Consider the following 16,226-nt stretch of genomic DNA (forward strand, 5'->3'; position numbering starts at 1 on the left):
GAGCGCATGGGGCTCGGACGTACAATGCATGCCTTCCTCATCGTTTGCCAACGTTCGCGTATGTCCTTCCCGTCCTCCCCACGCTCGCGCTTCCCGACCCTGTTCATCGCACGTCGTCGTCATGCACTGGCCGCCTTGCTGTGTCTGGCGAGTCTGCCGGTGCTGGCCGATGTGACGCTGCAGCGCGGCCCTCCGCCGCCGCGCTACGAAGATCCGCCCGCCGCACCCAAAGGGCAATTCTGGGTGCCGGGCTACTGGCAGTGGAAGGACGGGCGCTACGAATGGGTCGACGGTCACATGGAACCGAAGCGCCCCGGCATGCGCTATACGCCGCCGCATTGGGACGAGACGGGCGACCACGAGTGGACGCTGCGTGACGGTTCGTGGGAGCGCAGCGAGTGGGGACCCGGCACGATCCATGAAATTCGGGCCCCGAAGTAAATATCGATCGAATGGTGCGCCGGCTGTTCGTCGATACGGTGTCGGCGCAACTCCTTGGATTAGTCAGTAGCCCGATACATGGAAATAGGAAACGGGAGTGACGCACCCAGGCAGGGCCCCGCTGCGTGAAACATGTTGACACTCTCGGAAGGTTGAACAACACTATGCCCACGCCACGTCGAGAGAACGTGGAATGATCGCAGATGACGTAATTTAAATTACTTGTATCGTGTAGTTGCGCGAAGTTTTGTGCGCGCGGTGTAAGTGTTCGGATGCGTTGGACGCGACAAAGCTGTACCGCCTGTGGCTTCTCGGGAGGAGGGGCGAAGTCGATTGTCGAGCTGTCTCAACATCTTGGGATCCGCTATGAGCACCGTATCCTTAGGCCCGAGTGCCACCATTGTTTCCCCGTCTTTGCCTACCCCCATTCAACCGCTCGGCAGGCACCTGCCGAGGCGGATAACGTAAGACCGGCGTTCACGGTCTGCGGTCTGCCTGAATCCCAAGTTTCGCCAACTGGACAGCATTCGTCGTCGCGACGTTCGGGGGGCGCTCGTCCTGCACCACCATCGGGCTGTCTTTCGTGAACGTTGTGCCGTGAGCGCGGTTGTCGACCGCCCATGACGTGCGCCTGGAGGCGTATATGCAGTGTTCGGTTCCTTTGTTCGACGCGGTGCCTCTGATTACCGTATTCGTGTGCGTGGTCCTGGGACAGTGGCTGGGACGTATCAAGCTCGGCCCCATCCAGCTCGGGGGCGTGTGCGGCGCGCTGCTCGTGGCGCTGCTTGTCGGGCAAACCGGCTGCATGGTGGAGGGCTCGCTCAAGGACTTCGCGTTCGCGCTCTTCATCTTCGCGATGGGTTTTTCCGCAGGGCCGCAGTTCGTGGAAAATCTCAACCTGCGCGGCTTGCGCTTCGGTGTGCTGTCGATCATCGAGGTGGTGTTCGTGTTCGCCATCGTGATGACCGCCGTGAAGGTGCTCGGTCTCGACGCCGGTACGGCCGGTGGCCTGGCGGCGGGTGCCGCGACGGAGTCGGCGATGGTGGGCACCGCCATCGAAGCGCTCAACCGGCTCGGCCTCGCGCCCGAGTCGTTCAAGGCGCTGCAAGCCAACGTGGTCACGGCCTACACGCTCACGTACGTGTTCGGCCTCATCACCATCGTCCTCTTCACCAACCTGCTCGCGCCGCGCCTGCTCGGCATCGATCTCAAGCAGGACAGCGCGCGCCTCGCTCGTGAAATGGAGGACGAAGACGGTTCGGAGATCGGCGCACCGGCGGCGCCGGATCTGGTCGGCCGCAGCTATCGGGTGGCGCAACCCGGGCTGACGGTGGCGGCGCTGGAAGCGGCTTTCGAGGGGCAGGTGGCGGTCGAGCGCGTGCGGCGCCGGTCGGCGTCGGTCGCGGTAGCGCAGACGCTTGCGCTCGAGCCGAACGACGAACTGCTGCTCGTCGGCCGTCGCGACGCCATGCTCAAGGCACACGCCCTTGTCGGCCCGGAGGTGGCGGGCACCGAGACGAACGAGATCGTGCTCGTCGAGCGCGACTTCGTCATGACCAACAGGCAGGCCGAGGGACGCACGGTGGCCGACCTGCGCCGTGAAGCGCCCGTCGAACTGCGTCACGGCGTGTTCGTGAAGTCGGTCAGGCGCATGGGCATGCAACTGCCCTCGCTCAACAAGATTCCGCTGCAGCGCGGCGACGTGGTCACGCTGCAGGGTTTGCAACGCGATGTCGACCGGGCGGGCGACGTGCTCGGCAAAGCGGTGGCCTACGGCAACAAGACGAGCCTCGTGTTCGTCGGCCTCGCGCTGATCGTCGGGCTGTGCATTGGCCATCTGTCGGCGCGTATCGGGGGTGTACCGATGACGCTCGGCTCCGGTGGCGGCGCACTGCTGTCGGGGCTGGCGAGCGGGTGGCTGCTCTCGCGCCGACCCACGTGGGGCACGTTTCCGCCCGCGGCTTACGAATTGCTCAAGGATCTCGGACTGGCTGTGTTCGTGGTGTGCGTCGGCCTCTCCGCGGGTCCGCAGGCCGCCGTGCTGCTGCGGGAGCACGGGCTGGCGTTGCCGGTCGTGGGCATTTGCGTATCGTTGATTCCGGCTTTGGTGTCGCTGTGGATCGGCCACAAGGTGCTGCGCATCGATGGCCCGATCCTCATCGGCGCGATCGCGGGGCAGCAGGCGAGCACGCCGGCGATCAGCGCCGTGGTGCAAACCGCGAACAGCGCCTTGCCGGTCGTCGGGTACACGGTGACCTACGCCCTGTCGAACGTGTTGCTGCCGCTCATGGGGCCGGCGGTGGTGTTCGTCGCTCATCAGTTTTCGCATTAGCCGTGCGTGGCGTGGGCAGGGCGTCTGTGCTGCCAGCCATCGCTTCTCCTTTTTGATGGAGGTTCTGCCGTGGAATTCGTGCATACCATTCTCAATCATGTCCCGGAGGTCGCGATCTTCCTGTCGCTCGCCCTCGGGTACGCGCTCGGGGCGATCAGGTTCGGCTCGTTCCAACTGGGCGGCGTCGGCGGCTCGCTGCTCGTAGCCGTGATCGTCTCGCAGCTCGGCATTTCCGTCGACGCCGGCGTGAAGAGCATCATGTTCGCGCTCTTCATCTACGCCGTGGGCTACGAGAGCGGCCCGCAGTTCTTCAGTTCGCTCTCGCGCAAGACGCTGCGCGAGATCGCGATGGCCGTATTCCTCGCGGCGTCGGGACTCGCCACGGTGCTCGTCTGCGCGAAGCTCTTCGGCTTCGATAAGGGGCTCGCGGCCGGCGTGGCCGGTGGGGGGCTCACGCAGTCGGCGATCATCGGCACGGCGGGCGACGCCATCGCCCGTCTCGGCCTGAGCGCCGACGAGGTCAAGCGGCTGCAGTCGGAGGTGGCCATCGGCTATGCCGTGACCTACATCTTCGGCAGCCTGGGCGCCATCATCGTGTGCGCGTCGCTCGTGCCGAAGCTCATGGGCCGCACGCTCAAGGACGACGCGAAGAAAGCCGAACTCGCGATGGCCGGCGGGCGCGTGGTGCTCGGCGCCGATCAGGTCGATTCGCTGCCCGCGCTGGTGGGCCGCGTCTATCGCGTGACGACGGGGGCAGGCAAGCGCGTCGCCGACATCGAGACGCAACTGACCGACGGCGTGACCATCGAGCGCCTGCGCCGCAACGGCAAGATCATCATCGCGTCCGACGACCTGGTGCTCGAAGCGGGCGACGACGTCATGCTCATCGGGCGCCGCGAAGCAGCCACCGACGCGTGGCGCCTGCTGGGCGACGAGCAGCGTCCGTCGCGCGATCTCGACATTGCGCTGCGTCTGCAGGATGTGGTGTTCGCCCGCAAGGGCGGCAACGGCAAGACGCTCGGCGAACTCAAGGCCAGCGTGGAGCGCGACGTGAAGCACGGCGTGTACATCGCGAAGATCACCCGCATGGGGCAACCCGTGCCCGTGCTCGACGATACCGTGGCGTATCACGGCGACGTCGTCACGCTGTACGGCGCCGACAGCGACGTGCAGCGCGCCGCGAAGGAAGCGGGCTACCCGCTCGCGTACTCGGTCAAGACCGATTACGTCTACATGGGCATCGGCATCGTCGTGGGGCTGCTCATCGGCTACATCGTGGTCAAGATCGGTGGCATTCCGCTCACGCTCGGCAGCGGCGGCGGCGCGCTGCTCGCCGGCCTGATCTTCGGCTGGTTGCGCGGCAAGCATCCGACCTTCGGCGCCATGCCGCTTGCGGCCAGCTCGCTGCTCAAGGAGCTCGGACTCGCCACTTTCGTGACCTGCGTGGGACTCTCGGCGGGCGCGCAGGCATGGCAGACGCTGCAGCAGAGCGGGATTTCGATCTTCGTCGCCGGCGTGATCGTGACCATCGTCCCGTTGCTGCTCACGTATGCGTTCGGACGTTATGTACTGCGCTACGACAACGTGGCCATCCTGGCCGGGGCGCTGTCCGGTTCGCGCAGCGCCAACCCCGCTTTCGGAGAAATTCTCGACAAGGCGGAGAGCAACGTGCCGACGGTGCCGTTCGCGATCACCTACGCCATCGCCAACGTGCTGCTCACGCTGCTCGGCCCACTGGTCGTCTCGTTCACGTAGTCCTCGTGGTGCGCCGGACGCGACCGGACGCGGCGCATTGCGCGGGATTTTTGGGGATTGAGGAATTCGTTCGATCGTCCGTCGTGACTTGCTTCGCAGACGGCGTCGTCATTGGTTGCACATGGAGAAATCGCTATGAAATTGAAGGAACTCGACGCACTCGCCAAACTCAGCCCGTTCGAATTCAAGGACACGCTGATCGAACTCGCACAGGAGAATGGCGCACAGCATTCGATGCTCAACGCCGGGCGCGGCAACCCCAACTTCCTTGCGCTTGAGCCGCGTCACGGCTTCTTTCAACTGGGCCTGTTCGCCCTTTCCGAAGCCTCGCGCCAGTTCACGTACATGCCCGAGAGCGTCGGCGGCATCCCGCCAGGCAAGGGGGTCGAAGCGCGTTGGCAGGATTTTGCGCGCGAGAATCAGCAAGCCCCGGGGGTGAAGTTCCTCGAGATGTCGATCTCGTACGTCCGCGACCAGATGGGCCTCAATGTCGAGGATTTCCTGACCGAGATGGTGCAGGGCATTCTCGGCTGCAACTATCCTGTGCCCGATCGCATGCTGCGCAACACCGAGAAGATCGCCGCGAAGTACCTGCGTCGCGAGATGGTCGGCCGCCATAGGTTCACCGGCAATTTCGACCTGTTTGCGGTCGAAGGCGGTACGGCCGCCATGACGTACCTCTTCAATACGCTCAAGACCAACCATCTGCTGGAGGCCGGCGATGCCATTGCGCTCGGCATGCCGATCTTCACGCCGTACATCGAAATCCCGGAACTGGTCGACTACCAGCTCCACGAGGTGAACCTGAACGCCGATCCCGCGCTGGGCTGGCAGTACTCGAAGAAGGAGCTCGACAAGCTGCTCGACCCGAAGATCAAGGCGTTCTTCCTCGTCAATCCGAGCAACCCGCCGTCGGTCAAGCTCGACGATGCGTCGCTGGATCATCTCGCGGGCATCGTCAGGAAGCGTCCCGATCTGATCATCCTTACCGACGACGTCTACGGCACTTTCGCCGACGACTTCCGCTCGCTGTTCGCCATCGCGCCGTACAACACCATCCTCGTGTACTCGTACTCCAAGTATTTCGGCGCGACCGGCTGGCGCCTCGGGGCGATTGCCACGCACGAGAAAAACGTGTTCGACGACAAGATCGCAAAGTTGCCCAAAGCGCAGCGCGAAGGGCTCAATGCGCGCTATTCGTCGATCACGACCGAACCGGAAAAACTCAAGTTCATCGACCGTCTGGTCGCCGACAGTCGCGCCGTGGCGCTGAATCACACCGCAGGTCTGTCCACGCCGCAGCAAGTGCAGATGGCGCTTTTCTCGCTGTTCTGCCTGATGGACGAGCCGGACGCCTACAAACACGCCGTGAAGCGCATCATCCGGCGTCGCAAGGCCGCGATGTATCGCGCGGCGGGGCTTACGGAGGCGACCGGGCCGAATACGGTGGACTACTACAACATCCTTGATCTGGAGGTGCTGGGCACACAGATCTACGGGAAGGGCTTCGTGGATTGGTTCATGAAGAACATCGACCCGTCGGAAGTGCTGTTCCGGCTGGCCAAGGAAAGCGGGGTGGTGCTGCTGCCGGGCCGTGGCTTCGGCACGCTGCATCCCTCGGGCCGCGTGTCGCTCGCCAACCTCAACGAGCCCGACTATATCCAGATAGGCTTCACGGTGCGCAAGCTCATGGACGAGTACAACGAGCGGTACCTTGCCGGCGGCCGCAAGAGCGGCAAGAAGAAGTAGGCGGAAATCCGCGACAGCCGAGACGGCGACACGGTGCCGCACGTTGAGAGAGCGGCATCGACTGTCCCCTCGAACGCCCCTCCACGGCGATCGATCGTTGCCCGGGAATCCGCTTCCCGGGCATTTTTTTGTGATGTGAAATCTGCGACGGGCGACGGATCTTCCTTGCGTCCGAAGTGTCAACGGATATCTGGAATCCCACGCTTGGCCGCGGCCAATAAAAATGCCCGCGCGAGGCGGGCAAAAATCACTACAGGGGAAGTCACGCAATAGGATCGCCAATCCATCGAAAGAGTTCCCCCGTTTCGTGATTGGCAGTGCGCGGGGCGATGGAAGTAAAATGTTGATTTGTCGCTACAACACCCTTCGTGCCGGAAGCGGCGCACAACGCCGCCGCAAGGTGTTCGCGTGGGGTGGCATTTTCGGGTGTCGAATGTCGGTAAAGCCGGTCGTGCGGAGTTGCCTTCTGCTGGCGGCGTGTCTGAACGCCGGGGCCCCGGCAGGCGTGCGCGCACAATCCCTGTTCTCGGATCCCAATCCGCCATGTTTCACCGAGCAGAACGCGGTGTCCTACGGTTTGTGGGACCGCGGGCTCTCGCCCCAGTATTTCGTTCCACCCCCTCCACCTCCTGCGCCGCCACAGCCGGCGGAGCAGGATCCGGGCGCCTCCGCCGATCCGATCGCACTCTTTGCCGGCGCTAATCCGGCGGTGGTCGCTGAAGCGGTCGATCGCGAGGCTTCGCAACGCGCGGCAGCCGCCGACGGCGCGGCCCTCCCTGCGAACACCGATGCGTTGCAAGCCGCGCCGAACCCCGACGCTCTCGCCAGCGCACCGGCCGCCGAGGCGCCGCCATCGCCACCCCTGCCCGCAGCGGACTTCGCCGTTTCGCCCGAGTTGAGCGCGGACGGCACCGCCATTTCCGCCGTGGACATCGACGCGGCCGCAGCGGCCTCGAACGCCGCGCCAAACGTGGCGCAGGCCGCGCCGGCTCCGGACGTCGCGCCGCCGAACGCCTTTCTTGCGCGCGCCTCGTGCCTGCGCGGCATGCCTCGTCACGAAAGTCTGGCCGATCGCAACATCCGCATGCTCATGCGTCGCGGTCTCGTGGTGCGCGACGAGAAACTGCCGTTTGTCGTCACGCGCAGCCGAACGCCGGGCGAGGGCGCGATCGGGTTGCAGGTGCTCAACGAGCAGCCGTATCAAGTCAACGTCGGAATGAACAACAGCGGCATGACGACCACCGGCAAGATGCAGGGCACGGCGAACCTGCTGATGAACAACCCGCTCGGCATGTCGGGCAAGTTCAATACCACGCTGAGTCAGGATCTGCAGAACGCCCGGCGCGACGCGACCAATCGCGACCTGATCGCCAACTACTCGGTGCCTATCGATGCCGACTGGACCGTCGGCATCACGGGCAAGACGAACGCGGCCACGGACCAGATCGCCGCGGGTACCACGCAGACACAGACGTTGCAGTGGCGCGTGCGGCGGGCGTTCGACTTCACGTCCAACGGTTCGACCGGGATCGAACTGCGCTACAACCGTAGCCGCACCGAGGATCCGAACGCGATTCACACCTACGACAGCTATGCCGAAGTGGGGCTGAGCCACACGCACTACCTGGGCACCTCGAAGCTCGATCTGTCGGTGATGCAGCGGCTCAACGCGCCTTGGATGCCCGCGTCGAGCGGCCCGCCCGGCTGGTCCTATCGCTTCCAGTCCATCGACGCGAAGCTCACCGTGCCGTTCTGACGAAGTCCATCACGGTGTCGAGAGACGCCGTTCTCACGAGCATCGCGGGCATCTGCGCGAAGTGCTCGACTTCCCCGAAAAGAATGACGGGCTTGCCGTAACGTACGGCGAGCCCGACTTCGTCACGGGTGCCGTGGCTGCCTGGCAGCGCCACGATGACGTCGCTCGACAGCACGTTGATGTGGTTGCGCGAGAGCGTGCCCGGCGGCGCATCCGGGAGATGGCGCGGCAACGGACTGACGATAGGCACTTCCACGAAGGGATTCGGATAGCCCGGCAAGGGGCGATAGGTTTCACGGTGCACGTCGCCGCTACTGCCGCCACTGTCGTTACCGCCGTCGACTGCCTCGGTCGGCACGATGCCGATGCTGCGCCCCGCACGCTGTGGTACGGCGCAGAAGGCTTCGCTCACGCTCGTCATCACGCCGCCTCCGCCGCCGGTGAGCAGGTGGAAGCCGCTCAGCGCGAGTGCGCGGCCCAGGGGCGCCGCCAGTTCGGCCCACGGCTGCTTGCCGGAACCCATGACGCCAACAGTCTTGATACGCGGAGGAGGGGAGGATGCGGTCATATCGGAAAGCAGGCGGGAGCGTTGCCGATGATAAACGAAATTGACCGAAATCGCGTCGGTGCATGGGGTGCCGCGGGCGGCGAAGGGCAAAAAAAACCCGCCGGGTCGGCGGGTGAGGAAGCAGGCCTCCCACGGGGAAGTGAAAGCCTGATCTCGCGAGGTGTTTGCGAGACCCGTGTAGTATCGTGATCCAGACGGCTGTTGGCTATGGGCTAAGTCCTAAAGTGCATGTAAGACGCTTTCCAATTCCGTTTCGCAACCTTTCTTACGCTCAGGGGCCCCCAGATGACCGAACCGACCGAAACCGTACCCGCCGGTGCGACCCAGATCGCCGCGATGCAGGCGTTGCGCTCCGCCTTGCTGGCGCAGCACAAGGAGCTGATCACCAACGACCGTCAGCAATACGAAGCAGTCTTCGGCCCGGTGCCGACAGGGCGCTTCGTCCAGTTGCTGACCGAAGATCCGTGGTTTCGCTGGCTTGATCCGCTCTCGCGATTGATCGTCGCCATCGACGAGTGGCTCGAGCAGACGCCGCCGCTCGCCGCCGCCGGCATCGCGCTGGCCGACATGGCCGCAACCCTGTTCCGGCATGCCGACGCCGAGTTCGGCGAGCGCTACCACCTGGCGTTGCAACAGGCGCCGGACGCCGTGCTCGGGCAGAGCCGGGTGGTCGCCGCACTGCGCGACGTGCCGCAATCCTCGTCGGATGCGTCGGCCGCACCGGTCAAGCAGGAGCCCGATGCGTCGGCAAATAAGTCAGGCGACGCTTGAGCAGGGAGGGCGTTGACCGTCAAGCCGAATATTTGTTCCTGACCTGTTCAATTTTTGGGCAATGCTCTTGACAGCCCCGGACTGCGAGGCGTTCGAGCGGACGATGACAGGTTATCCAGTGGGTTATCCACAAAGGGTGTGGACAACTTTCCGCACCCATCCCCCATTTCGATCGCTTTCATGACCACCACGCCCATCGTGCTGCTGGTGCTGCTTTCGGCACTGATGCACGCTACCTGGAACGCTTTTCTTCACGCCAGTCCCGACCGGGTGTGGCAAGTCGGCATGATGGCCGTGCCGCAACTGCTCGCGGCAATCGCCGGCATCGTGCTGCTGCCGTTGCCGCCCGTCGAGGTCTGGCCGCTCGTGCTGCTCTCGGCGTGTGCGCAGGTGGCTTACACGGCCGCGCTCATTCGGGCGTATCGGGTCGGGGAGTTCGGTCAGATCTATCCCATCGCGCGTGGAATCTCACCGTTGCTGATCTCGGGGGCGGCATTGCTGCTTGCCGGCGAATGGCCGACGTGGATGGCGACGGCGGGCATCGCCTGCATTTGCACGGGCATCCTCACGCTCGCGTTGCGCGGCCGGCGCCTGTCGGGAGACAGTGTGCCGGCCGCGCTGCTCACGGGCGTTTTCATCGCGGCTTATACGATCGTCGACGGCTTTGGCGTGCGTCTGTCCAACGGCAATGGCTTCGGCTATATCGCGTGGGCCTACCTGTTCGCGAGCGTGCCACTGGTGGGCGCGGTGTGGCGGCTGCGCGGCGGATGGCGCGGCATGTTTCTCGCCGAGCGGCGCCGCGTCACCCAGGCGTTGGGCGCGGGCATCGTCGCGCAATGCGCCTACGGCATGGTGGTCTTCGCGCTGCAGTTTCTGCCGATGGGCGTGGTCTCGGCGCTGCGCGAGTCGAGCGCCATTTTCGCCGTGCTGCTGGGTTGGCTGTTCCTGCGGGAAAAGCTCAACGCTCGCCGTCTGGTGGCATGCAGCCTCGTGGTGGGCGGCGCGGTGTTGATCAAGCTCGGCGCCTGAGCGGCGCGGGCGCGGCGTAAGACACGTCAGGCGCCGCGGCGGGGGGCGCTCGTCAAATGAACGTGTCACGCACGCCGACCGGCGTCAATTGCGCGGCCAGAGCTCGGCGCGATGCGCGGTGATGGCGGCGACGACGATCTCCCGCATGCCGTGGCCGTCCGTGGCTTCCAGATGCTCGAGAATCGTCATGCGCATGCGCGGCGCCCAGAAGCGGCGCAGATGTCCCGCAATGCTCTCCAGCGCTTCCTTACGGTCCGGCATCGTCTCGAAGAAGTCCCCGATCTGATTGGCCATCTTGACCAGATTGTCGGTGTCCATGATCTTTTCTGTCCCCTGTCGTGGTGCTTTGTCGGTGTGCTTCGATGGCTCGCGTGGCCAATCTCGCGTCCGCCGCACCGTCTGTTGGCAATCGACGATGAGGCCCGCCGGGCTGTTCGGCGCCGGACGCGGATTGTCCGTCGCATCGCACGCCGCACCCGCCTGATGCGCAGGGCGGCGCACGTGTTCCTCCTTTATTGCAGCTCGCTATCCGTGCATCAAGTCGTGCCGGCTTCGGCCGTGTTGTGCGCGTGGCCTAGCAGCGCTTCCTGCTGACGGTTGAAGTCCGAGTACTGGCGTTGCCATTCCGAAGGCTGCGCGACCGGCGTGACCTGCACGGCCGTTACCTTGTACTCGGGGCAGTTCGTTGCCCAGTCGGAGTTGTCGGTGGTGATCACGTTCGCGCCCGACTCCGGGAAGTGGAACGTGGTGTACACGACACCCGGCTGCACGCGCTCACTCACGATGGCGCGCAGTACCGTCTCGCCCGCGCGGCTCTCGATGCCGACCCAGTCGCCGTCCTTGATCCCGCGCTCCTCGGCATCGTGCGGATGGATCTCGAGCCGGTCCTCGCTGTGCCAGTGGACGTTGTCGGTGCGGCGCGTCTGGGCGCCGACGTTGTACTGCGACAAAATCCGTCCGGTCGTGAGGATGAGCGGGAAGCGGCGCGTGACCTTTTCGTCCGTCGGTACGTACTGCGTGATCAGGAACTTACCCTTGCCGCGCACGAACTCGTCGATGTGCATGACCGGCGTGCCTTCGGGCGCCGCTTCATTGCATGGCCACTGCACGCTGCCCATGCGGTCGAGCTTCTCGTAGCTCACGCCGGTGAACGTCGGCGTGAGGCGCGCGATCTCGTCCATGATCTCCGACGGGTGCGAGTAATTCATCTCGTAGCCCAGGCGCTTGGCCAACTGGATCGTCACTTCCCAGTCGGCGTAGCCCGCGCGCGGCGGCATGACCTGGCGCACGCGCGAGATGCGACGCTCGGCGTTGGTGAAGGTGCCGTCCTTTTCGAGGAACGACGACCCCGGCAACAGCACGTGCGCGTACTTGGCGGTCTCGTTCAGGAAGATGTCCTGCACCACGATGCACTCCATCTGCTCGAGCGCGTGCGTCACGTGCTGCGTATTCGGATCGGACTGAACGATGTCCTCACCCTGGCAGTACAGACCCATGAAGGTGCCCGCGAGCGCGGCGTCGAACATGTTCGGGATGCGCAGGCCCGGCTCCGGCTGCAGCGTCACGCCCCATTCGGCTTCGAACAGCGCGCGGGCGGTCGAGTCCGACACGTGGCGGTAGCCCGGCAGTTCGTGCGGGAACGCGCCCATATCGCACGAACCCTGCACGTTGTTCTGACCGCGCAGCGGGTTCACGCCCACGCCGTCGCGGCCGATGTTGCCGGTGAGCATGGCGAGATTGGCAATGCCGATGACCGTGGTCGAACCTTGCGCATGCTCGGTCACGCCGAGGCCGTAGTAGATCGCCGCGTTGCCGCCCGTCGCGAACAGGCGCGCCGCGCCGCGTACGAGGTGGGCGGGCACGCCGGTATGCGCTTCGCTGGCTTCCGGCGAGTTTTCGGCGCGGGTGATGAAGTCGCGCCACTCCCGGAATGCACGATCTTCGCAGCGCTCGGCGATGAACGCGTCGGCCATCAGCCCTTCGGTGACGATCACGTGTGCGAGTGCATTGATCATCGCCACGTTGGTGCCCGGGCGCAACTGCAGGTGATAGTCGGCGTTGATGTGCGGGCTCTTGACCAGATCGATGCGACGCGGATCGATCACGATCAGCTTCGCGCCCTGACGCAGACGCTTCTTCATGCGCGAGCCGAACACCGGATGCCCATCGGTCGGGTTCGCGCCCATCACCAGGATCACATCCGACTTTTCGATCGACTTGAACGTTTGCGTGCCGGCCGATTCACCCAGCGTGGCCTTCAGGCCGTAGCCCGTCGGCGAATGGCAAACGCGCGCGCAGGTGTCCACGTTGTTGTTGCCGAACGCGGCCCGCACGAGCTTCTGCACGAGGTAGTCCTCCTCGTTCGTGCAGCGCGAGGACACGAGCCCGCCGATCGAGTCGCGGCCATACTTGGCCTGAATGCGCTTGAACTCCGACGCCGCGTAGTCGAGCGCCTCGTCCCACGACACTTCCTGCCACGGGTCGGTGATCTTCTTGCGGATCTTCGGCGTGAGGATGCGGTCCTTGTGCGTGGCATAGCCCCAGGCGAAGCGTCCCTTCACGCAGGCGTGGCCTTCGTTGGCTTGCCCGTCCTTGTGGGGCACCATGCGCACGACTTCATTACCCTTCATCTCCGCCTTGAACGAGCAGCCCACGCCGCAATAGGCGCAGGTGGTGATCTTGGCGTGCTCGGCCTGGCCGAGATGGATCACGGACTTCTCCTGGAGCGTGGCCGTCGGGCATGCCGCGACGCATGCACCGCACGACACGCACTCGGAATCCATGAACGGCTGGTCCTGACCCGGCGAGACGCGGGCTTCGAAGCCGCGACCGGAGATCGTCAGCGCAAACGTGCCCTGCGTTTCCTCGCACGCGCGCACGCAGCGGTTGCAGACGATGCACTTGGAGGCGTCGTAGGTGAAGTACGGGTTCGACTCATCTTTCTCGCTGTCGAAGTGGTTCGCGCCATCGAAGCCGTAGCGCACTTCGCGCAGGCCCGTCACGCCGGCCATGTCCTGCAGTTCGCAGTCGCCGTTGGCCGCGCAGGTGAGGCAGTCGAGCGGGTGATCGGAGATGTAGAGCTCCATCACGCCCTTGCGCAGTTCCTGCAGCTTCGGCGTTTGCGTGCGCACCTTCATGCCGGGCTCGACCGGCGTCGTGCACGAGGCGGGGAAGCCGCGGCGGCCTTCGATCTCGACCAGGCAAAGACGGCACGAACCGAACGGCTCGAGCGAGTCGGTGGCGCACAGCTTGGGCACATTCACGCCGCTTTCGGCCGCGGCGCGCATGATCGACGTGCCCGCAGGCACGGTGATCTGTTCGCCGTCGATCTCCAGCGTGACTTCCTGCGCCGATTCGCGGCGCGGTGTGCCGTAGTCCTTCTCAAACATCGGATCCATCATGATGGGCGGTCTCCTAGGCGGCCTGGGTCGGCAGGTTCGACGGTTCGGCCGCGCCGAAGTCTTCGGGGAAATGGTTGAGCGCCGACAGCACGGGGTAGGGCGTCATGCCGCCCATCGCGCACAGCGAACCGGCGAGCATCGTGTCGCACAGGTCGCGCAGCAGCTTGATTTGCTTGGGACGGTCGCGTCCGTCGATGATCTTGTCCATCACTTCGACGCCGCGCGTCGAGCCGATGCGGCATGGCGTGCACTTGCCGCACGATTCGATGGTGCAGAACTCCATCGCATAGCGCGCGAGCCTGGCGAGGTCGACGGTGTCGTCATGCGCCACGATGCCGCCGTGGCCGAGCACGGCCCACAGCGCCGCGAAGGCCTCGTAATCGAGCGGCGTGTCCCATTGCGATTCCGGCAGATAGGAGCCGAGCGGGCCGCCGACCTGCACGGCGCGCAGCGGGCGGCCGGTGATGGCGCCGCCGCCATAGTCGTACAGGATCTCGCGCAGCGTCACGCCGAAGGCCTTTTCGATCAGGCCGCCGTGCTTGATGTTGCCCGCGAGCTGGATGGGCAGTGTGCCGCGCGAGCGGCCCATCCCGAAATTCTTGTAGAACTCGGCGCCGCGATCCATGATGATCGGCACCGAGGCGAGCGAAATCACGTTGTTGATGACCGTCGGCTGCCCGAAAAGCCCCTCGATGGCCGGCAGCGGCGGCTTGGCCCGCACCACGCCGCGCTTGCCTTCGAGACTCTCGAGCAACGCCGTTTCCTCGCCGCACACATACGCGCCCGCGGCCTTGCGCACTTCGAGGTGGAACGTCTTGTCGGAGCCGAGAATGTTCTTGCCGAGATAGCCGGCCTTGCGCGCGTTCGCGATGGCTTCGTTCAGTACGTCGATCGAGTGCGGGTATTCGCTGCGCACGTAGATATAGCCGCGCGTGGCGCCTACGGCGATTCCGGCGATCGTCATGCCTTCGACGAGCACGAGCGGATCGCCTTCCATCAGCATGCGGTCGGCGAACGTGCCCGAATCGCCTTCGTCGGCGTTGCACACGATGTACTTCTGCGCGGCCGGCGTGTTGAGCACCGTTTTCCACTTGATGCCGGTCGGGAATGCCGCGCCGCCGCGCCCGCGCAGGCCGGACTCGGTGACCTGGGCGACGATGGCCGCGCCGTCCATGCCGAGCGCGTTGCGCAGGCCGCGATAGCCGTCGTGCGCGACGTAGTCGTCGACCGAGACGGGGTCGGTGACGCCCACGCGGGCGAACGTCAGACGCTCCTGCTTCTTGAAATACGGAATCTCTTCGGTCAGGCCGAGCGCGAGCGGATGGTCGCCGCCGGCGGTGACGTTCGCGTCGAACAGGCTCGGGACGTCGTCCACGTCGACCGGACCGTACGCCACGCGGCCGGCGGGCGTGACGACTTCGAGCAGCGGTTCGAGCCACAGCATGCCGCGTGTGCCGTTGCGCACGAGCTCGATGTCGATGCCACGCTGCGCGGCTTGCGCGACGATGGCTTCGGCGACTTCATCGGCGCCCAGGGCGAGGGCGGCCGAGTCGCGCGGCAGGTAGAGCCGCACGGTGCCGGGCGTTTTGGCGGAGTGGGAGGCTTGGCTCATACGGCATCCTTGGCGCGGGCGACCAGGCGGTCGAATTTCTCGGGGGTGACGCGCGCGTGCAACTTGTCGTCGATGGTGATGGCGGGCGATGTGGCGCACTGGCCGAGGCAGTACACCGGCTCGAGGGCGACGTCGCCGCTGTGCGCATGCATCGCGCAGCCCAGCACGCGTTCCGCATGCGCGACAAGCGCGTCGGCGCCCATGCTCTGGCACGCCTCGGCGCGGCAGATCTGCACGACGTGGCGCGGCGGCGGAGCGGTGCGGAAGTGATGGTAGAACGTGATCACGCCATGGACTTCGGCGCGAGAGAGGTTGAGGGCGTCGGCGATGACGGGGACGGCTTCCGAGGGTACGTAGCCGAAGGCGTCCTGAACGTCGTGGAGGATCGGCAGCAGGGGGCCTTCCTGCGCCGAATGAGCGTCCAGAATCGCTTGCACCGTCGCGATGGAAAAAGCCTCGCGCATGGCTGTTGTCTCCTGTGCGGCGCACCGCGGGGACTGCGCGCCTGAGGGTATGGTTATGTGTTGTTCCTGCCCCAGGGGCGAGAGACCCATTTGTCACATTCGGCGACGCTGCTCGGGTCTAGCGATCAGCGCGGCGCCGGACGAGCGTGCGGCACATAGCCCCCACCATATGCCGCACGGGCTCGGTCTCCCGCCCCGTTGCTTACTTCGTCAACCGGCGAGCCGGGAAAGTCGGCTCGAATCCTGTTGTGCCCCATGCGTGTTTCTCGACGCCGGGCGGCGCTTCCCGCCTCCTGTCCGGCAGTCTGGTGGCGACTGCCGGGAGGGCGTTGAAGTCTCCGTATGTGA

Annotated in this window: 12 protein-coding genes; 7 read left to right on the forward strand and 5 right to left on the reverse strand. The window is 65.2% G+C overall.

Annotated features, from left to right (window positions below):
- Positions 1-60 precede the first annotated feature (60 nt).
- From RO07_RS08120 to RO07_RS26765, 5 genes are all read left to right on the forward strand, one after another.
- Complete coding sequence (locus RO07_RS08120; RefSeq protein WP_160118055.1) at positions 61-441, forward strand: YXWGXW repeat-containing protein; 381 nt, start codon at positions 61-63, stop codon at positions 439-441.
- 643 nt (positions 442-1,084) lie between these two features.
- The gene (gene aspT, locus RO07_RS08125; RefSeq protein ID WP_039409652.1) at positions 1,085-2,773 is read left to right on the forward strand and encodes an aspartate-alanine antiporter; all 1,689 of its coding nucleotides are present in this window, start codon (positions 1,085-1,087) and stop codon (positions 2,771-2,773) included.
- 69 nt (positions 2,774-2,842) lie between these two features.
- A complete protein-coding gene (gene aspT, locus RO07_RS08130) occupies positions 2,843-4,528 on the forward strand; it encodes an aspartate-alanine antiporter (protein ID WP_039409654.1) in 1,686 nt (561 codons plus the stop codon).
- 135 nt (positions 4,529-4,663) lie between these two features.
- On the forward strand, positions 4,664-6,277 hold the full coding sequence (locus tag RO07_RS08135) for a bifunctional aspartate transaminase/aspartate 4-decarboxylase (RefSeq protein WP_039409656.1): 1,614 nt from the start codon (positions 4,664-4,666) through the stop codon (positions 6,275-6,277).
- Positions 6,278-6,728: 451 nt separating this feature from the next.
- Complete coding sequence (locus RO07_RS26765) at positions 6,729-8,033, forward strand: ShlB/FhaC/HecB family hemolysin secretion/activation protein (RefSeq protein ID WP_147284530.1); 1,305 nt, start codon at positions 6,729-6,731, stop codon at positions 8,031-8,033.
- Here RO07_RS26765 and RO07_RS08145 read toward each other — a convergent pair.
- Positions 8,017-8,556 (reverse strand): SLOG cluster 4 domain-containing protein, encoded by a 540-nt coding sequence (locus RO07_RS08145; protein WP_039409662.1) that lies wholly within the window; start codon positions 8,554-8,556, stop codon positions 8,017-8,019. The two genes, RO07_RS26765 and RO07_RS08145, sit on opposite strands and share 17 nt — an antisense overlap.
- A 330-nt stretch (positions 8,557-8,886) precedes the next feature.
- Here RO07_RS08145 and RO07_RS08150 point away from each other — a divergent pair, with 330 nt between their 5' ends.
- Both RO07_RS08150 and RO07_RS08155 read left to right on the forward strand, forming a co-directional pair.
- The gene (locus RO07_RS08150; RefSeq protein ID WP_052267124.1) at positions 8,887-9,372 is read left to right on the forward strand and encodes a hypothetical protein; all 486 of its coding nucleotides are present in this window, start codon (positions 8,887-8,889) and stop codon (positions 9,370-9,372) included.
- Positions 9,373-9,552: 180 nt separating this feature from the next.
- On the forward strand, positions 9,553-10,401 hold the full coding sequence (locus RO07_RS08155; protein ID WP_039409666.1) for an EamA family transporter: 849 nt from the start codon (positions 9,553-9,555) through the stop codon (positions 10,399-10,401).
- Between the two features lie 84 nt (positions 10,402-10,485).
- Here RO07_RS08155 and RO07_RS08160 read toward each other — a convergent pair whose 3' ends face one another.
- The 4 genes from RO07_RS08160 to RO07_RS08175 form a co-directional block, all read right to left on the reverse strand.
- Complete coding sequence (locus RO07_RS08160) at positions 10,486-10,719, reverse strand: formate dehydrogenase subunit delta (protein WP_039414735.1); 234 nt, start codon at positions 10,717-10,719, stop codon at positions 10,486-10,488.
- 218 nt (positions 10,720-10,937) lie between these two features.
- Positions 10,938-13,802 (reverse strand): formate dehydrogenase subunit alpha, encoded by a 2,865-nt coding sequence (fdhF, locus tag RO07_RS08165; RefSeq protein ID WP_039409669.1) that lies wholly within the window; start codon positions 13,800-13,802, stop codon positions 10,938-10,940.
- A gap of 13 nt (positions 13,803-13,815) precedes the next feature.
- Complete coding sequence (locus tag RO07_RS08170; protein ID WP_052267125.1) at positions 13,816-15,414, reverse strand: formate dehydrogenase beta subunit; 1,599 nt, start codon at positions 15,412-15,414, stop codon at positions 13,816-13,818.
- Positions 15,411-15,878, reverse strand: coding sequence for a formate dehydrogenase subunit gamma (locus tag RO07_RS08175; RefSeq protein WP_039409672.1), 468 nt, complete (start codon positions 15,876-15,878; stop codon positions 15,411-15,413). Before RO07_RS08175 ends, RO07_RS08170 begins: the two co-directional genes overlap by 4 nt.
- Positions 15,879-16,226: the final 348 nt, after the last annotated feature.

Origin of the sequence: Pandoraea pulmonicola (assembly GCF_000815105.2) — a bacterium.
Lineage (GTDB): Bacteria > Pseudomonadota > Gammaproteobacteria > Burkholderiales > Burkholderiaceae > Pandoraea > Pandoraea pulmonicola.